The sequence below is a fragment of the Microbacterium marinilacus genome (genome assembly GCF_019753765.1).
Taxonomy (GTDB): domain Bacteria; phylum Actinomycetota; class Actinomycetes; order Actinomycetales; family Microbacteriaceae; genus Microbacterium; species Microbacterium marinilacus.
Genome location: NZ_JAIJZW010000018.1, coordinates 21,002 through 39,038, shown reverse-complemented (window position 1 = coordinate 39,038; position 18,037 = coordinate 21,002). Strand labels below are relative to the sequence as shown.

Genomic DNA, 18,037 nt, shown 5'->3' with positions numbered 1-18,037 from the left:
AACCCGACCCGCCGGCACACCGCGCTCGGCAACCTCAGCCCCGTGGAGTTCGAACGACTTCACATCCCCGCCGCAACCGCGGCATGATCAACACAGAGAAACCGTCCGGGAAACCGGGTCACGCTCCTTTCCACCGCAGGCGATACTCCGCGATCGGCGAAACACCGTTCAGCAGACTCAACAAACGTCGGTGGACATCACGGCTAGAGCGCCTCGAGCACCACGGCCGAGCCCTGGCCGCCTCCGCCGCAGATCCCGGCGGCGCCGCGGGCGCCCGGCCCCCGCTCCGCGAGCTGGCGCGCCAGCGTGCCGACGATGCGCGCGCCCGACGCCCCGATGGGGTGCCCCAGCGCGATCGCCCCGCCGTGCGGGTTGACGATCTCGGGGTCGACGCCGAGCTGCCGCGCGGAGTGCACCGACACGGCCGCGAAGGCCTCGTTGATCTCGATCGCCGCGAGCTCGGCGAGCGAGACGCCGCCGCGCTCTGCCGCCGCCGCGATGGCGTTCGCGGGCTGCGCGTGCAGCGAGACGTCCGGTCCCGCCACGAACGCGTGCGAGACGATGCGGGCGATCGGCGCGCGGGCCAGCTCGTGGCCCTCGGCGACGAGCACCAGGGCGGCCGCGCCGTCGGTGACCTGCGACGAGTTCCCCGCCGTGATCGTGCCGTCGGAGGCGAAGGCGGGCCGCAGCCGTCCGAGCGACTCCGTCGTCGTGTCCGGGCGCAGGCCGTCGTCGTCGGCGATCACGAGGGGGCCCGAGCGTCGCGCGACCTCGAACGGCGCGATCTCGCCCGCCTGGAAGTCCCGAGAGGCGGCGAGCCGCCGGTGCGAGGCCGCGGCCCACTCGTCCTGCTCGGCGCGCGTCAGGCCGAGGTCGCGCCCGGCCGCCTCCGTGGAGGCGCCCATCGACCTGTGCTCGAAGGCGTCGCTCAGCCCGTCCACCTCGAGGGTGTCGAGCAGCTCGATCGAGCCGTAGCGCGCGCCCGCTCGCGAGCCGGGCCAGACGTGCGGCGCACGCGACATCGACTCCTGGCCGATCGCGAGCACGACGTCAGCCGCCCCCGACTCGATGAGCCGCGCGCCCTCGATCACCGCCAGCATGCCCGACAGGCACACGGCGTTGAGCGTGAGCGCCGGCGTCGTCAGCGGCACGCCCGCGCCGTGCGCGGCCTGCCTCGCCGGGTTCTGGCCGGCGCCCGCCTGCACGACCTGGCCGCCGTAGACCAGCTCGACCGCATCCGCGGCGACACCGGCGCGATCGAGCGCGGATGCCGCGGCGTGCGCGCCGAGCGCCGTCGCGGGGATGTCGGCGAGAGAGCCCGTGTAGCGGGTGAAGGGCGTCCGGGCGTAGCCGGCGACCACCGCCGTGCGCGCGCCGCTCATCGTGCGTCTCCGTCCGCGGGCGCCGCCGCACCGCCGAGCGCCTCGACGAACGGGGCGCCGGTGCGCTCGCGCACCTCGTCGACCGTGATCCCCGGCGCCAGCGCGACGAGCTCGAACCGGTCGGGGCCGACGTCGAAGACGGCGATGTCGGTGATGATGCGCTGCACGACCCCGACGCCGGTGAGCGGCAGCGTGCACTCGCTCACGATCTTCGGGGTGCCGTCCTTCGCGTTGTGCTCGGTGAGCACGACCACCCGAGGCGTGCCCGCCACGAGGTCCATCGCCCCGCCCATGCCCTTGACGAGCTTGCCCGGGATCGTCCAGTTCGCCAGGTCGCCGCGCGCCGACACCTGCAGCGCGCCGAGGATCGCGGTCTGCACCTTGCCGGCGCGGATCATCGCGAACGACGTCGCCGAGTCGAACACGCTCGCCCCGGGCAGCAGGGTGACGGTCTGCTTGCCGGCGTTGATGAGGTCGGCATCCTCCTCGCCCTCGTAGGGGAAGGGGCCCATGCCGAGGATGCCGTTCTCGCTCTGCAGCGTCACGCTCACGCCCGGAGGCAGGTGGTTGGCGACGAGCGTCGGGATGCCGATCCCGAGGTTGACGTACTGCCCGTCCTCCAGCTCGCCGGCGGCGAGGGCCGCCATCTCCTCACGACTCCACGGCATGACCCGCCCCCTCCTGCGCGCGCGGCCGGACCGTGCGCTGCTCGATGTCCTTCTCTCGCGGCGTCGCCGCGACGACGCGGTGCACGAAGACGCCCGGCGTCGCGACGGCGTCCGGGTCCAGGTGCCCGTCGACGACGGCCTCCGCCTCGGCGACCGTCACGCGCCCGGACGTCGCGACCACCGGGTTGAAGTTGCGGGCGGTGAGCCGGTACGCGAGGTTGCCGGCCACGTCGGCGCGGTGGGCGTGCACGAGCGCGAGGTCCGGGACGATGGCGCGCTCGAGCAGGTAGGTGCGGCCGTCGAACCGTTCGGTCGGCTTGCCGTCCGCCACCGGGGTGCCGACGCCCGTCGCGGTGTAGAACGCCGGGATCCCGGCGCCGCCCGCGCGTAGCCGCTCGGCGAGCGTGCCCTGCGGCACGAACTCCACGTCGAGGGTGCCGTCGAGGTACTGCGCCGCGAACAGGCGGTTCTCGCCGACGTACGACGCGAGCACCCGGGTCACCTGACGGTTCTCGAGCAGCAGCCCGAGCCCCCGCCCGTCGACGCCCATGTTGTTGGACACGATGGTGAGGTCGCGCACTCCCGAGTCGCGCACCGCCTCGATGAGGTCGGTGGGGTTGCCGCTGAGGCCGAAGCCGCCGACGGCGATCGTCATGCCGTCATGCAGCAGGCCGTCCAACGCCGCCCCGGCGTCGGTGAAGATCCCGGACATCGCACTCCCTCGTCACGAGCGTCCACAAAATGGTCGTCTTCCACGGTACGAACGCAGCGCCGTAAGCAGCAAAGGAGAAGGCGAACGACGGCGGAATCGGTCATATGGCGAACGTGCCGGCTGATAGCGTCCATCATGTGGACGGCGCGACGGGTACCCAGTCGATCGAGCGGGCCGCCTCGCTGCTGCGCGCGGTGAGCGGCGACGCCGCCGGCGTGACCACCGCCCGCGCCGCGTCGCTCACCGGGCTCACGCGCCCCACGGCCCACCGCATCCTCAGCGCGCTGCAGCGCGCCGGCCTGCTCGACCTCGACAACGTGCGGGGCGTGTGGCTGCTCGGCCCCGAGCTGTTCCTGCTCGGCTCGCTGGCGGCGCCGCGCTTCGACGTGGCCGAGCTCGCCCGCGACGAGATCCGGGCCCTCGCCGAGGCCACGGGGGAGAGCGCGTTCCTGTCCGTCCGGCGCGGCGACGAGAACGTCTGCGTGCTGCGCGAGGAGGGCAGCTTCCCGCTGCGCTCCTTCGTGCTGCAGGAGGGCACCCGCTTCCCGCTCGGCGTCGCGTCGGGCGGCCTGGCGATCCTGTCGTTCCTCGAGGACGCCGAGATCGACGCCTACTTCCGCCGGGTGACCCTCGAGCGGCGCTGGGGTCCGACGCACGCGGAGGAGCAGGTGCGCGGCCGCATCGCCGCCACCCGCGCCGCGGGCTACGCCACGAACCCCGCTCTCGTGCTCGAGGGCAGCTGGGGGATGGGCGCCGCGGTGTTCGACGAGCGCGGCGCGCCGAGCGGCGCCGTGAGCATCACCGGCGTCGAGTCGCGCTTCCGCGACGAGCGCCGCCCCGAGCTGGGACGCCTGCTGCTGCGCGCCGCGCACGAGGTCACCCGGCGCATCCAGGGCGTCGTGCCCCGGCGCTGAGCCGGCGTCTCGACGCGCAGGCGTGGCCTCAGCCGGCGAGAGCCCGCGCCGTCTCCACCAGGGTCCGCACGGGAACGCCCGTGCCGCCGACCGTCGTGTACCCGTGCGGGTCGGAGGCGTAGGCCGGCCCGGCGATGTCCAGGTGCGCCCACTCGACGCCGTCGGCGACGAACGCGCGGAGGAACGCCGAGGCGGCCAGCATGCCGCCCGCGGGGGCGCCGGCGTTCTTCAGGTCGGCGATGTGCGAGTCGAAGTACCCGATCATCTCGCCCGGGATCGGCATCCCCCACATGGGCTCGCCGACGGCCTCGGCGGCCTGCAGCACCCGCTGCTGCGCTCCGGGCGTGCCCATGACGCCGCTGGTGCGGTAGCCGAGGGCCGCGACCTGCGCGCCGGTCAGCGTGGCGACGTCGACGAGCAGGTCCGGCGACTCCTCCTGCGCCGCGACCAGCGCGTCGGCGAGCACCAGGCGCCCCTCCGCGTCGGTGTTGATCACCTCGACGGTCTTGCCGCCGTAGATGCGCAGGACGTCGGCGGGCCGCATCGCGGAGCCCGAGGGCAGGTTCTCGGCGAGGGCGAGCCAGGCGGTCGCCCGCACGGGCAGACCGAGCTCGGCGATCGCGAACACGGCCTGGACGGCCGCCGCCGCCCCCGCCATGTCGGACGTCATCTTCTCCATCTTCGCCGCCGGCTTGATCGAGATGCCGCCCGAATCGAACGTGATGCCCTTGCCCACGATCGAGAGGTGGCGCTCGGCGCCGGCCGGCGAGTACGACACCTTCACCAGGCGCGGCGCGCGGGTCGACCCGCTGCCCACGCCGATCAGGCCGCCGAAGCCGCGGCGACGCAGCTCGTCGTCGTCGACGACCTCCACCTGCACCCGGTCGCCCAGCGACTCGGCCTGGGCGACGACCGCCTCGGCGAACGACTGCGGGAACAGGTCGAGCGGCGGTCGGTTGACGAGGTCGCGCGCGGCCGCGACGGCCCGTGCGACGGTCGCCGCCTCGTCCGCCTCCGGCTGCGACGCCGCCGGGGCGGCGATGACGACCGAGGCGACGCGTCCGCGGCCGGCCCCGTCCGCCCGGTAGGCGGTGTAGCGGTACGCGCCGAGCAGAGCGCCCGTGACCACTGCGGCGACGTCGCCTGCCTCGCGCAGCGGCAGCGCCAGCGCCACGGTCTCGACCCCGTCGAGCGCGCGCAGCGCGGTGCCGGCCACGCGGCGCAGGGTGGCCGCCGACGAGGTCCCGGCCTCGCCCAGCCCCACGAGCAGCACCGACGTGGCGGCCACTCCCGTGGGCGCGGGCACGCGGAGGGCCGACCCCTCCTTCGCCCGGTGCCCCACGGCGCGGGCGGCGTCCCGCAGCGCGCGGGCGGCGTCCTCGCCGAGAGCGGCCGCGCCCGGGGACGGGCCGTCGGCCGCGGTCGGCTCGACGTCGATCTCGCCGGAGCGGTTCGCGACCGCCACGACGAGCACGTCGGCGTCGATCGCGGCGGGGTCTGCGGCATCGAGCCGAAGCTCGGGAAGCGCGGTGTTCACAGCTCTCCTGTCGACGATGCGGCCGCCTGCAGCGCGGCCGGCGGGGATGCGGGGACAGCGGCGGTGCCGTACGCGTACGGGCCGTGCGCGACGAAGCCGAGCACGGCGCCGTACTGCACCCCGACCACGTCGGTCACGGGGATCCCGTCGGTCTGCTCGTCCTGCTGCCGGCGCACCAGCCAGCCCGACCAGAGCTCCTCCAGCTCGCGGGCGGCGCGCCGGACCGACACGCGCGCCGTGCCGGCGGCGACCTCGGCCTTCAGGGCGCGCAGCAGGGCGCCCCCGAAACGCAGCCGGTACATCCAGACGACCGACATCGGCCGCTCGGCGACCGTCGCGACGCGGTCGTTCTCGGGTGCCGCGGCGCGCTGGCGCATCGCCCGGCCGGTGTGGGACATGCCGGGGACGAACACGCGGGCGCTGCGCAGGAACGGAGTGTCGAGCGCGAGGTGCGGCTCGAGCTCCGCCAGCAGGCGCTCCAGGTGCGCGCCGGTCTCGCTCAGCGCGTCTCCCGCCTCGCGGAGCAGGTCGGCGTAGTTCGCGTCGGACGGGCTGATGTCGTCGGCGCCGAACGTGCGCCACACCGGCAGCTCGGCGATGAGCGAGACCGTCCCGTGCCGGCGGGCATAGCTGCCCGACGACTGGCCGGCGCCGCCCGGCGGGGCCGGGTCGAGCCCGTTCGCCTCGCGCCAGTCGTAGACGTCCTCGGGCGTGCCCGAGACGAAGATCGCGGGGGCGAGCTCGGTGAAGTGCGCCGCCTCCGGCTCGCCGAGATGCAGGGGGATGCCGATGTCGGTCGGCAGGCGGTGCAGCAGCGGCACGAGCTCGCGCAGCGGCTCGGACACGTAGAAGTAGGCGCCGCCCGTCTCGGAGTTGTGCAGCGGCACGTAGTAGTCGGGGCGCACCTCGTCGAGCACGCGCTGCAGCGCCTGGGTCTCCGGCAGCATCGCGTCGAAGTACTTCGACTTGTAGCTGATTGGGAAGGTCCACTCGACCTGCTCCGCGCCGGCGGGCCGGTAGAAGTGGCGGAAGTACGTCTCGTCATCGAAGGGGTTGTCGAACCAGCCCTCGTTGAGCCGCATCCCGTCGGGATCGATGCACGGGATGACGTGCCACACGACGCCGAGCCGCCGGCGCAGGTCGTCGTCGCGCAGCAGGTCGGACAGCAGCCGGAGGATCGTGTGCGACCCGATCGGCTCGTTCGGGTGCACGCCGCCGACGAGGAGCGCGTGGCGCGGGGCGTCGACCTCGTCGCCGGGATCCCCCTGATCGCCGAGGGCGAGCGTGTAGAGGGAGATCGGCTCGCCGAGGCGGGAGGTCCCGACCCGCCTCACCGTGAGCAGGCCGGGGAACGCGAGCCGCAGCTCCTCGAGTCGGCTGAGCAGCTCGTCCACCCCCGGATAGCCGTCGAGGTCGGGAAGGGACAGGGCTCGCTCGACGATCTCGTCGTCGGATACCCGCTGCGCGTTCATGTCGGTCGTCATACCTTCTGTCGTTCTCGCCTTCTCTGCCGCTGTCGTGCCGGGTCGGGCACCGGTGCCGCCTCGAGCAGCCTCCTCGTGTACTCCTGCTGCGGCTCCCGCAGGATCTGCCGTCGAGGGCCCTGCTCGACGATCCGCGAGTCGCTCAGCACGACGATCCGGTCGGCGAGGCTGTCGACCACGGCCAGGTCGTGGCTGATGAAGAGACAGGCGAAGCGCAGCTCGCCCTGCAGCCGCCGGAAGAGGTCGAGAACGGTGGACTGGACGGACACGTCCAGGGCGGAGGTCGGCTCGTCGGCGATCAGCAGCACCGGGTCGAGCGCGAGGGCACGGGCGATGGCCACGCGCTGGCGCTGCCCGCCGGAGAGCTCGTGGGCGTAGCGCCCGCCCCAGGATCGCGAGAGGCCGACGGCGTCCAGCAGCTCCTCGACCCGGGTCCGCAGCGCCCGGCCCCGCATCCCGCCGTGCACGCGCAGCGGCTCGCCGATCGACTCGGCCATCGTCCAGCGCGGGTCGAGGGCGCCCATCGGGTTCTGGAACACCACGCCGATCTTCTTCTTGAGCTCGGCCACCTCGCGGCGCGGCGCCGAGGTCGTGTCGATGCCGTCCACCACGACGGTGCCGCTGCGGACGGGGGCGAGGCCCGTGATGGCCTTGCCGATCGTGGACTTGCCCGAGCCGGACTCGCCGACGAGGGCGACGACCTCGCCGCGGGCGACCTCCAGGCTCACGCCGGCGACCGCGGTGACGGATCGGAAGCGCTGCCGGTACTCGACCGTGACGTCGTCGAGCGTGAGCGCGGCGGCGCCGTCGCTGAGCGTCGCGCGATCGGCCGCCTCGAGGCGCGGCACCGACCGCAGCAGCTGTTGCGTGTACGCGGCGGACGGCTGGGCGAAAAGGTTGTCGACGGGCTGGGTCTCCTCGACGTGACCGTGGCGCATCACCACCACGCGGTCGGCGACGTCCGCGACGACCCCCATGTCGTGGGTGATGATCAGGACGGCGGTGCCCTGCGTCTCTCGCACGCGCATCAGCAGGTCGAGGATCTCGCGCTGCACCGTCACGTCCAGCGCCGTGGTCGGCTCGTCGGCGATGAGCAGCACGGGGGCGCAGGCGAGGGCCATGGCGATGACGACCCGCTGCGCCTGACCGCCGGAGAGCTGGTGCGGGTACGAGCGGGCGCGCTTCTCCGGCTCGCGCAGCTCGACGGCCGTGAGCAGCTCGACGGCACGGGCGCGGCGCTCCTGCGCGCTCAGCTCGGGCGCGTGGCGGCGCAGCACCTCGCGGATCTGGAAGCCGACCGTGAAGACCGGGTCGAGCGCGCCGAACGGGTCCTGGAAGATCATGGCGACGCGGCGGCCGCGGATGCCCTCGAGCACGCGCTCGTCGGCGGGCAGCAGCTGCTGGTCGGCGAGCGTGATGCTGCCGCTGACCTGCGCGTTGCCGGGCAGGAGGCCGAGGATGCTCATGGCCGTGACCGACTTGCCGGAGCCCGACTCGCCGACGACCGCGACGATCTCGCGCTCGAAGACGTCGAACGAGACGCCGTTGACCGCGCGGCTGGCCTCGCCGTCGTGGGAGACGAAGTCCACCGCGAGCTCGTCGACGGCCAGCAGCGGTCGCCTCGTCGGGTCGGTCATGGCTTCTCCTTCGGGTGCTTGATGGCGGCGAGCATCTCCGCGGGCAGGTGCTGAGGCGGCGGGGCGTCCTCCTCCTGGTCGCGGTACGCGTGCCACTGCGCGAGCACGTTGCGGTGGTACTGGTCGACCCAGGCCATGTACCGGCTGCCGTTGCGGAGTCGGCGCGAGGGCTCGGGCTCCGATCCGGCGGGCGTCGAGCGGGCCGTGCGGAGGACCTCCTCCATCCGCTGCAGACCGAGCTTCTCGCGGCTGAGGAAGGCTCCCCAGACGTCGTCCTCGGCGCGGAAGTTGATGGTGCGGCTGTTCGGCACCGACACCTTGGTGATGTACCCGGAGCTGAGGAGGGCGCGCGTGGCGGTCGACACGGTGCCGGGGCTCGTCTCGAGCAGCCGCCCGATGTCCGCGGAGGACAGCGAGGGCTCGTCGGTGATGATGAGCAGCCCGAGCACACGTCCGGACATGCGCTTTCCGCGCATCAGCTCCCAGGCGTCCGTGAAGCGGTCGATGAAGCTGCGGATCTCGTCGCTCAGTTCGTTCATGTCCACGGAGACACGCTCCTTCTGCGTTCGGGCATCGAGCACCCGCGCATGCGCGGGCCGCCGGGGGCGGGGGCGCCCCCGACCGCTCGATCCTCACATGCGCGCGGCGACCGGTGCCTCATGAGCGACCCCGGGGGTCGAGGGCGTCGCGCAGGGCGTCGCCGAGCAGGATCAGGCTGACCACGGTGATCGTCAGGAAGATGCTGGGGAAGACGACCGTGTGCGGCGCGAGCTGGAAGTAGGACTGCGCCGTGGACAGCTGCACGCCCCACGAGATCGCCGGCGGCAGGAGGCCCACGCCGAGGAACGTCAGCGTCGCCTCGGCGCCGATGACGCCGCCCACCATGGTCGCGGCGATCGCGAGGGTCGGGGCCAGCGAGTTGGGGAGCACGTGCGTGCGCACGACGCGGAACGACGAGAAGCCCAGGGCGTGCGCCGCCTGCACGAACTCCCGCTCCCGCACCTCCTTCACCGAGCTGCGGATCAACCGGGCGAAGGTGGGCCACGAGAAGAACGCCAGCACGGCCGCCAGCAGCAGCGGCGAGCGGTCGGGCGCGGTGTTCAGCACGATGATGGCGCCGAGCAGGAAGGGGAAGCCGAGCACGACGTCGGCGCCGCGGGCGATCAGCGCGTCGATCCATCCGCCCAGGTAGCCGGCGAGGGTGCCGAGGATCACGGCGATCACCAGGCAGATCGCGGTCGTGGCGAGACCGATGAACAACGACGTGCGCGTGCCGAACAGCACGTTGGCGAGCACGTCGCAGCCCTGCACGTCGGTGCCGAACGGGTGGCCCGCGCTCGGCGGGCGGTTGGATGCCAGCAGGTCGCAGGCCCGCGGGTCGCTCTCGCCGAACAGGCCGGAGATGAAGCCGGGGAACGCCGCGATGAGCGCCAGCGCCGTGAGCAGCACCAGGCTCACCCAGAACTGCGCGCGTCCGCGCAGGGTCGCCCAGAGCCCGCGCGTGGTGGGGCCCTGCAGCGCGGTGCCGTCGAGGCCCGTGTCGATCGCCCTCGTCGTCGTCTCAGTCATTGCGGATCCTCGGGTCGAGCACGGACGACAAGACGTCGACCAGCACGTTGGTGACCAGGAAGATGAACACGAGCGTCGTGGCGACGCCGACGACCAGCGTCCCCTCCTGGTTCTGGATGGCCCGGTACAGCAGTCCTCCGACGCCGTTGATGTTGAAGATGGCCTCGATCACCACCGTCCCGCCGAGCAGCGAGCCCAGCTGGATGGCCAGCACGTTGACGACGGGCGCGGCGGCGTTGCGCATGGCGTGGAGGCCCACGATGTTGCGCCGCGACATCCCCTTCGCGCGCAGCGTGCGCACGAAGTCGGACTGCATGGTGTCGACCACGCTGCCGCGCATGAGCCGGGCCACGCCGGACACCCCGTACAGCGCGATGATCAGCGCCGGCAGGATGTACCCGCGCGGCCAGCCGTCGGCGACGCCGGCGATCGGGGTCCAGCCGAGCGCGATGCCGAAGAGATACTGCGCCATGATGCCCATCACGAAGATCGGCACCGACTCGGCGATGATCGTGCCGAGCAGCACCGACCGGTCGACCGGCGTCCCCTGGCGCAGTCCGGCGACCAGCCCCAGGGCGATGCTGATGACCACGGTGAGCGCCCACGCGGTGAGCGCCAGCGTGATCGTCGTGGGCCAGCGGCTCGCCATCTGCTCGCTCACCGACTGGCCCGTGAAGGTCGTGCCGAGGTCGCCCTGCACGAGCCCGCCCAGGTAGTTGAGGTACTGCTGCCAGAGCGGGAGGTCCAGGCCGTACTGCTCCCTCAGCTGCTGCTGGACCGTCTCCGGCAGGGGCCGATCGCCGCCGAGGGCGGCGATCGGGTCCCCCGGCAGGAGGAAGACGGCGCAGTAGATGATGAACGTGACGCCGAAGAAGACGACCACGAGCTCCAGGAGCCGGCGAGACAGGAATCGGATCATGGGTGGTGCGGCGCCGATCAGTCGTCGGCGAGCACGACGTCGGTGAGGATCGGCTCGCCCACGCCCGACGGCGTCAGCTCCGCGATGCGGTCGGACGTGACGTAGTTGTACGACTCCTCGAACATCGGGATGACCGGGAACTCCTCGGCGATCAGCTCCTGCACCTCGGCGTACGCGGCGCCCGTCTCGTCGCCGGTCACGTCCGCCTCCTGGAGGGCCGCGTCGATGTCCGGGTCGAGCTCGCCACCGCAGTTGATGCAGCCGGGCGTGCTGGAGAACATGGCCCGCAGGGTCGACTGCTGGCTCGGGTAGAGCGCTCCCCAGCGCGAGAAGAACGGCCCGTCGAGCACCTGGTTGTTGCGGTCCTCGCCGAACTCGGCCCAGCCCACGGACGGGCGGGCGACGGCGTCGACCCCCAGGTTCTGGCGCAGGTAGTTCGCGACGGCGTTGTAAAGGTCCTCGTGGCCGGCGCCGCCGGGGAAGTGGATCGTGAGCTGGCCGTCGAAGCCGCCGGCCTCCTCGAGCAGCGCGGCGGCGGCCTCGGGGTCGTACTCGCAGTACTCGCCGCAGACGCCCTCGGGGGTGCCGGGCATGATGGACGGCGTCCACGCGGTCGCCGGCTTGTTCAGGTCGCCGAAGATCGCCTCGTTGACGGCGTCGCGGTCGATGGCCATCGAGATCGCCTGGCGGACGCGGATGTCCGAGAACCGGTCGTCCCAGTAGGGGATGCCGAGGTAGCTGATGCCGGGCGCCGAGAAGCTGTAGACGTGGTCCTCGTCGAAGTCGTCGGTGACCTGCTTCATGCGCGTGGCCGGCAGCCAGGCGATGTCGACGTTGCCCGCCAGCGCGTCGGTGTAGGCGGTGAGTCGGTCGGTGTACGGCACCCAGGTGATGCGGTCGACCGTCGGCTCGTCGCCGGCGTAGTCCTCGTAGCGCTCCGCGACGATGGGGCTGCCCTCGGTCCAGGCGGCGGTGAGGGCGAACGGGCCGTTGCCGACCGGCTGCTTGCCGTAGGCGTCGAGATCGTCGAAGGCGCTCTGCGGCATCGGGTAGAACGCCGTCTGGGCCTGCGAGAGCTGGACGGGGAACTGGCCGTCGGCCTGCTCGAGCGTCACGGTGAAGGTGAGGTCGTCGACCACCTCGAGGCCGGAGAGCTCCTCGGCGGTGGGCTCGCCCTCCGCCGGGCTCACCTCGTCGTAGCCCTCGATGGCGGCGAGCTGGCCGGTGTTCTCGAACGCGTTGGGGCCGTAGGCCACCGTGTTCCAGCTGTCGACGTAGTCCTGCGCCGTGACCGGCGAGCCGTCGTGGAACGTCCAGCCGTCCCGCAGCGTGATCGTCCACGTCGTCTGGTCGTCGCTCTCGACCGACTCGGCGGCGACGTAGCTGAGCTCGCCCTCGCCGTCGAGGAAGGTCAGCGGGCTGAACACGGACATCGTCAGGCCGAAGGCGTTGCTCTGGCGGCCGGGCGTGAGGTTGGGCACCGGATCGGACGATCCGATGGTGATCTCGTCGAGGGCGTCGTCGCCCCCGTCGGGACCGGCGGCGCTGCAGCCGGTCAGGGTGAGCGCGAGCACCGCGGATGCGGCGGCAACACCTTTCAACAGACCTCGCATGGTGTCCTCCTCAGGGAGCGTGTGGGGTGCGGGTGGGGTTGAGTTATGGTTGCGTATCTTTTAGATATTTCTAAAAACTGTAACCCGCTTGTAACGCGGGCACCCGGCCGACGAAAGGGAGCGCCGTGTCCCCCCAGCCGCTGCACGAATCCGAGCTCACCTGGCTGAGCACGCGCGAGCTGGCCGCGCGGATCGCGGCGGGGGAGGTGTCGGCGAGAGAGGCGCTCGACGACCAGCTCGCCCGCATCGACACCGTGAACGGCCGACTGAACGCGATCGTCACGCGCGACGACGACCGCGCCCGCGAGCACGCCGAGCGTGCCGACGAGCATCAGGCGCGCGGAGGCGAGCTCGGGCCGCTCCACGGCGTGCCGATGACGCACAAGGAGTCGACGGCGGTCGCGGGATGGCGCCAGACCCGGGGCTCGGCGCTGCTCGCCGACAACGTGCCCGCGCAGGACGCGCTCGTCATCGCCCGCCTGCACGCCGCCGGCGTCGTCACCAGCGGCAAGTCCAACGTCCCCGAGTTCACGGCCGGCTCGCACACGTTCAACCGGCTGTTCGGCACCACCGTCAACCCCTACGACACGACGAGATCGGCGGCGGGGTCCTCGGGCGGGGCGGCCGCGGCGATCGCGGCCGGCGTCCAGGCATCCGGCGACGGGTCCGACATGGGCGGCTCGCTGCGCACCCCGGGGTCGTTCAACAACATCGTCGGCATGCGCCCCTCGAACGGGCGCATCCCCTACGCCCTGCCGGCCAACCCCTGGAGCTGGCTCGCGCAGCCCGGGTTCATGGCCCGCACCGTCGGCGACGTCGCCCTGCTGATGGCCGCGGCCTCCGGGCCCGCCGCCGGGGCCCCGTCGTCCCTCCCCGAGCCGGGGTCCGTCTTCCAGCGGCCGGAGTTCGCGGAGCCGAGGCGCCACGAGCCCGGCGCCGGCCTCCGCGGGCTGCGCATCGGCTTCTCGACCGACCTCGACGGCCTGCTGCCCGTGGAGCCCGAGGTGCGGTCGGTCGTCGACACCGTGGCGGGGGTGCTCGCCGCCGCCGGGGCTCAGGTCGACGAAGCGATCCCCGACCTGCGCGACGCGGACGAGGTCTTCCGGGTCGTCCGCGCCGTCGACTTCGCCGAGGACTACCGGCACCTCGTGCGCGACCACCGCGACGCGGTGCGCGACGCCGTCGTGTGGAACACCGAGCTGGGGCTCGCGCTCACGGTCGACGAGATCCTCTCCGCGCAGGAGGCGCGCATCCGCCTCCTGGCCGCGACGGAGGGGTTCTTCGCGCACCACGACCTGCTCGTGCTGACCGCGAGCCAGGTCGTCCCCTTCGACGCCGGCATCGAGTACCCGGAACGGATCGACGGCACCCCGATGCGCGACTACCTCGAGTGGATGCGGGCGGCGACCGTCGTCTCGGCGACGGGGTGCCCCGCCGTGTCGGTGCCGGCGGGCTTCACCGCCGACGGCCTGCCCGTCGGCGTCCAGCTGGTCGCGGCGCCCGGCAGGGATGTGGAGCTCCTGCTCGCCGCGCAGGCGTTCGAGGAGCTCACGGGCCACCACCTGCGGCGCCCCGTGCTCTGACGTCTGCGGGGGACGGCTCCCCGTCACGCGGCCCCGTCCCGGTCCGGCCAGCGCCGCTCCCGAAGGGTGTCGCGCAGCACGTCCTCGCGGGCGAAGCGCACCGGCTTCGTCCGTCCGCTCGCGTACAGGCGCGACTGGTCGCGGTGATGCGGCGACGTCGGGTCCTCGCTCTGCGAGTACACGACGACCGACTCCGCCTGTACGCCGTCCGGGCGGTAGTCGACCCACAGCAGGAAGCCGGTGCCGTAGCCGATCTCGCCGGGGGCGACGTCGCCGACCGCGCCGTGGCGGGGCTCGACGAGGTTGTACTGGCCCTGCGCCCCCGGGCCGCCGGGGATCGGGATCCGCTCGTCGCCGTCCGGCAGGTACTGCACGTCCTCCACCGCCGCGTCCAGACGCAGCCCGAGCTCGCGCAGCCGCGAGCCCGCGGCGCGGACGGCGGCGAGGATCCGGGCGCTCTGCGCCGTCGCCAGGCCGTGCGGGGTGCGCAACGGATCCCGCACGTCGAAGGGCCTCTCGAACAGCGAGGCCTCGACGCGCTCGTTGTCCTCGCAGAGCGCGAAGAAGAACGCGCGCCACAGCACGGCGCCGCGGCTGCCGACGGCCTCCGTGCCGTCCCAGCCCGCCAGCACGTCCGCGGCCTCGGCGAGTGCGGGATCGGCCTGCGCGCGCAGCAGCCCCACCAGATCGGCGCGCCACAGCTCGGCCGACCACACCGCGGAGTCGAACAGCAGCTCGCGCAGGTGCTCGGGGTCGCGCACCCGGCCGCCGTGCCGCAGCGCGGACTCGACCCTGGTGAGCGCGAACCGGGTCCGCAGCGTCCTGGCCGTGCGCTCCGCGCCCAGCACGCGGGGGAAGCCCTCCAGGGGCTGGCGCAGGCTGTTCAGCCAGTGCGTGTCGTTCTGGTTCGCGAGGTAGTCGGCCCGGCGCAGCTGCGGCAGGCTGTCGGCGCCGAAGATGCCGGGCGTCGGAGCGTCGGCGTCCGTGCCCCACAGAGACGCCTCCCGGGTGCCGTCGAGCACCGGCACCGACTCGTCGTCGCGCCGCGCCTCGGGGTCGGGCCGCCACAGCGCGTCGTCGAGCTGGGCGTCGTCGATGTGCGGCACCGCGGTGCGGTCGGCGTAGAACGCCTCGCCGTCCCTGCTGACGGCCATCAGGTTGCGCCATCCGACCGCCATGCTGCGTCGCGTGACGGCGTCGACCTCGTCGAGCGAGCGGGACCGCATCAGCGCCCACTGCTGGTTGAGCCAGCGCACGCTGAGCGCCACGTCGGCGAGGGCGTAGGCGCGAGCCGGCGTCCACGGGTGCCGCTCGCTGTGGATGAGCGGCCCGTGCAGGGTGCTCCAGAAGGTGTGCTCCACGTCGCCGTGCTCCGTGCGGACGGTGACGGTCTCGCGCGTCATCTCCCTCTCGCGTCCCTCGAACACGTAGGCCGTCGGGCGGCCCGGCACCAGCTCGAGCCGGTACAGGCAGAAGCGCTGGCTGAACGAGGAGGTGCCCGCGAAGGCGAGGTCGGGCGTGAACCCGGTCATGATGAGCGGGAGGCCCGGCACCGTGCTGCCGTAGACGTCGAGGACGCCGGGCACCGTCAGGTGCAGCTCGCGGAAGCCGTCCGGCCCCCACCAGTACCAGTGCGGGTTCGAGAACATCATCCCGCCGCCGTGCGCCGTCGCCTCCCGGCCGAGCATGAGCATGTTGCTCTCCTGCGGCGGCGGCGCGAAGTCCGGCGCCGGCGCGCTCGGATCGGCTCCCGGCGGAGCCGCCCGCGTGAGCTGGTCGATCATGGCGCCCGAGCTGCGGAACGTGTTCCAGTGCAGGGCTCGTGCGTAGACGTCGTCCGCCGTGATCGGCGAGGCGGTCGGGCCTCGCTCGCCGGCGTCGCCTCGCTCCGAGAGGAACGCGTTGTAGCCGTCGACGTAGCCGTCGACGAGGTCCCTCACCTCGTCGTCGACGCCGAGTGGCGCGGGCAGCGACAGCGCGGTGGTGAGAGCGGGCGATGTCCGCGTCCGCGTCCACCAGAGGTCGCTGCGCAGGTTCGTCACGGTCGGCGCCGGTCCGTCGCCGACCGCCGCGTCGGCGCCGAACGCCGCCGATCGCGCGCCGCGCACCGTCAGCCAGCGCTGGGCGAGCGAGTCCGGGGTCTGCTCCGCGTGGGCCCAGGCGATGCCCCATCCCAGCTCGCGGAACGAGTCGGCCTCGACGTGGGGCACGCCGTACGACGTGTAGCGCAGGGTCACCGCCATGGGGCGGCCTTTCCGGGCGAGGGGGAGGGCGACGGGGAGCGGGGCGGATCGACGGCCGAGAGGGGGCTCGGCGTCTCCGGGATCTCGGCCGCGAGCAGGATGCCGGCGGCGGTCTTCCCGTGTCGGTCCGCCGCGAGCGACACGGTGACGTCGTCGTCGGCGGCTCGGCGCCCGACGATCAGCATCGCGCGGAGCGAGGGCAGCTCGTGGCGGACGATCCCGTCGGGGAACAGCCACCCCAGCCGGTCGCGGATCCGGTCCTCGGAGAGCGCCGTGGTCAGCAGCCCGTAGTCGTCCTCGTCGTGGGGCACGACCGCGATGGTGACGAGCACGCCCTTGTCCCCGGCCCGCGCGTGGGCGATGTCCGCGAGGATCACGGTGCTCCTTCCGTCAGCAGCGTCACCCGGGGCTCTACCGCGTCCCGGTCGATGAGCGTGGAGGCGATGCCGATCAGCTGCTCGATCGACGTGCGGATGCCGCCGCCTCCCGCCGGGCCGTTCGTATAGAGCGCACCGATCTCCCGCGCGATCCGGTCGGCTCCGGCGCGGTCCTCGGCGCGCGCGGCGACGCGCAGGCGCGTGCAGCCGTAGCGGGCGCCGCGCGCGTCCTCGAGCGTCCCCGAGAGGCGTTCGAGCGCGGCGCCGCCCGCCGGCGCGGGGCGCTCCCCGCCCGCCGGCGCGAGGCGTGTAGAGAGCAGCGAGGCGGCGAGCTCCGCGCGCTCGGCGTGGCGGGCGCCCATGTAGGAGATCTCGCCCTCGACCGCGTATCCCGCCGCATATCCGACGCTCACCTTGAGCGTTCGCGGCGCCGGGCCCGCCGGTCGATCCGCGCGGACGGCGACGCGATCGTCCCCGTCGTCCGAGATTCGGACCGACGTCACGTCGACCGCGCCGTCGGGGGTGAGATAGGCGTGGGGATCGGTGATCTCGTACAGCAGCTGCTCCGTGACGACCGCCCGGGAGACCGCGCCGCCGGACCCCGGCAGCTTGGTGACGACGAAGCCGCCGTCGGCCGCCACCTCGGCGATCGGGAAGCCGAGGGACTCGAGGCCCGGCACGTGCTGACGGCCGCCGTCGGCGAAGTATCCGCCGGTCACCTGGGCGGCGCACTCGAGGAGGTGCCCCATGATCGTGCCGTTCGCGACGAACGCGGCGTCGCCCGGGTCGATGTCGTGGTGGAACATCGCGGCGCCGAGGAACAGCGCCGCGTCGGCGGTGCGGCCCGTGACGACCACGTCCGCGCCGCGTCGGAGGGCCTCAACGACGGGCCCCGCCCCCAGATACGCGTTCGCCGAGATCGGGACGCCGTGCTCGGCGATCGGACGGCCGTGCTCGAGGGTCGGCGACGACGAGTCGAGCTCGGCGAGGACGTCGTCGCCCTCGACCACGCCGATCGTGATCGCCAGGCCGAGCTCCGCAGCGAGCGAGCGGATCATCTCGCCCGCCGCCATCGGCTCGGCCGCGCCCGCATTGGTGATCACCCGGACACCGCGGCTCACGGCGTCGGGCAGCATCAGGCGCATGCGCTCGTGCAGCAGCGGGTCGTATCCGGTCTCGCCCTGCCGGCGGCGTCGCTGCGCGAGGGCGAGGGTGCGCTCGGCCAGGCACTCGAAGACGATGTAGTCCAGCTCGCCGTGCCGGATGAGGTCGTGGGCGGCGTCGAAGCGGTCCCCCGCGAAGCCGGCTCCGCTGCCGATGCGCGCCGCCGCGCTCGGCGGCCTGCTCTCCCGTGTCACAGCGATCAGTCTGGCGACCGGATCGAGCTGATTCCAATGCC

General features: G+C 73.1%; 15 protein-coding genes. 2 read left to right on the top strand and 13 right to left on the bottom strand.

What is annotated here, in order from left to right:
• Positions 1–203 precede the first annotated feature (203 nt).
• From K5S26_RS17920 to K5S26_RS17910, 3 genes are read right to left on the bottom strand one after another with little or no spacing between them, the layout of a single operon-like run.
• Positions 204–1,382 carry an acetyl-CoA C-acyltransferase gene (locus K5S26_RS17920; protein WP_221860766.1) on the bottom strand — a complete coding sequence of 393 codons (1,179 nt, stop codon included), beginning with the start codon at positions 1,380–1,382 and terminating at the stop codon, positions 204–206.
• Positions 1,379–2,050, bottom strand: a complete 672-nt coding sequence (locus tag K5S26_RS17915) for a CoA transferase subunit B (protein WP_221860764.1) — start codon at positions 2,048–2,050, stop codon at positions 1,379–1,381. Before K5S26_RS17915 ends, K5S26_RS17920 begins: the two co-directional genes overlap by 4 nt.
• Complete coding sequence (locus tag K5S26_RS17910; RefSeq protein WP_221860762.1) at positions 2,034–2,762, bottom strand: CoA transferase subunit A; 729 nt, start codon at positions 2,760–2,762, stop codon at positions 2,034–2,036. Before K5S26_RS17910 ends, K5S26_RS17915 begins: the two co-directional genes overlap by 17 nt.
• Before the next feature lie 104 nt (positions 2,763–2,866).
• On the opposite strand from K5S26_RS17910, the gene K5S26_RS17905 reads away from it, so the two are divergent.
• A complete protein-coding gene (locus K5S26_RS17905; RefSeq protein ID WP_221860760.1) occupies positions 2,867–3,676 on the top strand; it encodes an IclR family transcriptional regulator in 810 nt (269 codons plus the stop codon).
• 28 nt (positions 3,677–3,704) lie between these two features.
• On the opposite strand, the gene K5S26_RS17900 is transcribed toward K5S26_RS17905, so the two are convergent.
• From K5S26_RS17900 to K5S26_RS17870, 7 genes are all read right to left on the bottom strand, one after another.
• Positions 3,705–5,213 (bottom strand): leucyl aminopeptidase, encoded by a 1,509-nt coding sequence (locus tag K5S26_RS17900; protein WP_221860758.1) that lies wholly within the window; start codon positions 5,211–5,213, stop codon positions 3,705–3,707.
• Positions 5,210–6,697: a M14 family zinc carboxypeptidase gene (locus K5S26_RS17895; RefSeq protein ID WP_221860756.1), complete on the bottom strand. Its 1,488-nt coding sequence runs from the start codon at positions 6,695–6,697 to the stop codon at positions 5,210–5,212. Before K5S26_RS17895 ends, K5S26_RS17900 begins: the two co-directional genes overlap by 4 nt.
• Positions 6,694–8,334 (bottom strand): dipeptide ABC transporter ATP-binding protein, encoded by a 1,641-nt coding sequence (locus K5S26_RS17890; RefSeq protein WP_221860754.1) that lies wholly within the window; start codon positions 8,332–8,334, stop codon positions 6,694–6,696. The genes K5S26_RS17895 and K5S26_RS17890 overlap by 4 nt, the downstream gene beginning before the upstream one ends.
• A complete protein-coding gene (locus K5S26_RS17885; protein WP_246604236.1) occupies positions 8,331–8,873 on the bottom strand; it encodes a GbsR/MarR family transcriptional regulator in 543 nt (180 codons plus the stop codon). Before K5S26_RS17885 ends, K5S26_RS17890 begins: the two co-directional genes overlap by 4 nt.
• Positions 8,874–8,991: 118 nt before the next feature.
• Positions 8,992–9,903, bottom strand: coding sequence for an ABC transporter permease (locus K5S26_RS17880; protein WP_221860750.1), 912 nt, complete (start codon positions 9,901–9,903; stop codon positions 8,992–8,994).
• Positions 9,896–10,822, bottom strand: a complete 927-nt coding sequence (locus K5S26_RS17875) for an ABC transporter permease (RefSeq protein ID WP_221860748.1) — start codon at positions 10,820–10,822, stop codon at positions 9,896–9,898. Before K5S26_RS17875 ends, K5S26_RS17880 begins: the two co-directional genes overlap by 8 nt.
• A 17-nt stretch (positions 10,823–10,839) precedes the next feature.
• On the bottom strand, positions 10,840–12,435 hold the full coding sequence (locus K5S26_RS17870) for a peptide ABC transporter substrate-binding protein (RefSeq protein WP_221860747.1): 1,596 nt from the start codon (positions 12,433–12,435) through the stop codon (positions 10,840–10,842).
• 125 nt (positions 12,436–12,560) lie between these two features.
• On the opposite strand from K5S26_RS17870, the gene K5S26_RS17865 reads away from it, so the two are divergent.
• The gene (locus K5S26_RS17865) at positions 12,561–14,018 is read left to right on the top strand and encodes an amidase (RefSeq protein WP_308123058.1); all 1,458 of its coding nucleotides are present in this window, start codon (positions 12,561–12,563) and stop codon (positions 14,016–14,018) included.
• A gap of 23 nt (positions 14,019–14,041) precedes the next feature.
• Here K5S26_RS17865 and K5S26_RS17860 read toward each other — a convergent pair whose 3' ends face one another.
• Genes K5S26_RS17860 through K5S26_RS17850 form a run of 3 tightly spaced genes read right to left on the bottom strand, consistent with a single transcriptional unit; the run spans position 14,042 to position 17,996 of the window.
• Entirely contained in the window at positions 14,042–16,261 is a 2,220-nt protein-coding gene (locus K5S26_RS17860; RefSeq protein ID WP_221860745.1) for a penicillin acylase family protein, read from the bottom strand.
• On the bottom strand, positions 16,252–16,638 hold the full coding sequence (locus K5S26_RS17855; protein ID WP_221860743.1) for an AtuA-related protein: 387 nt from the start codon (positions 16,636–16,638) through the stop codon (positions 16,252–16,254). The genes K5S26_RS17860 and K5S26_RS17855 overlap by 10 nt, the downstream gene beginning before the upstream one ends.
• Positions 16,635–17,996, bottom strand: coding sequence for an acyclic terpene utilization AtuA family protein (locus K5S26_RS17850; RefSeq protein WP_221860741.1), 1,362 nt, complete (start codon positions 17,994–17,996; stop codon positions 16,635–16,637). Before K5S26_RS17850 ends, K5S26_RS17855 begins: the two co-directional genes overlap by 4 nt.
• Positions 17,997–18,037: the final 41 nt, after the last annotated feature.

What these genes read in the sequence shown, in the direction of transcription:
- K5S26_RS17890 (WP_221860754.1), bottom strand. Translation starts at nt 8,334, where the DNA reads ATGACCGACCCGACGAGGCGACCGCTGCTGGCCGTCGACGAGCTCGCG.
- K5S26_RS17895 (WP_221860756.1), bottom strand. Translation starts at nt 6,697, where the DNA reads ATGACGACCGACATGAACGCGCAGCGGGTATCCGACGACGAGATCGTC.
- K5S26_RS17870 (WP_221860747.1), bottom strand. Translation starts at nt 12,435, where the DNA reads ATGCGAGGTCTGTTGAAAGGTGTTGCCGCCGCATCCGCGGTGCTCGCG.
- K5S26_RS17880 (WP_221860750.1), bottom strand. Translation starts at nt 9,903, where the DNA reads ATGACTGAGACGACGACGAGGGCGATCGACACGGGCCTCGACGGCACC.
- K5S26_RS17910 (WP_221860762.1), bottom strand. Translation starts at nt 2,762, where the DNA reads ATGTCCGGGATCTTCACCGACGCCGGGGCGGCGTTGGACGGCCTGCTG.
- K5S26_RS17875 (WP_221860748.1), bottom strand. Translation starts at nt 10,822, where the DNA reads ATGATCCGATTCCTGTCTCGCCGGCTCCTGGAGCTCGTGGTCGTCTTC.
- K5S26_RS17905 (WP_221860760.1), top strand. Translation starts at nt 2,867, where the DNA reads ATGGCGAACGTGCCGGCTGATAGCGTCCATCATGTGGACGGCGCGACG.
- K5S26_RS17920 (WP_221860766.1), bottom strand. Translation starts at nt 1,382, where the DNA reads ATGAGCGGCGCGCGCACGGCGGTGGTCGCCGGCTACGCCCGGACGCCC.
- K5S26_RS17860 (WP_221860745.1), bottom strand. Translation starts at nt 16,261, where the DNA reads ATGGCGGTGACCCTGCGCTACACGTCGTACGGCGTGCCCCACGTCGAG.
- K5S26_RS17885 (WP_246604236.1), bottom strand. Translation starts at nt 8,873, where the DNA reads ATGAACGAACTGAGCGACGAGATCCGCAGCTTCATCGACCGCTTCACG.
- K5S26_RS17915 (WP_221860764.1), bottom strand. Translation starts at nt 2,050, where the DNA reads ATGCCGTGGAGTCGTGAGGAGATGGCGGCCCTCGCCGCCGGCGAGCTG.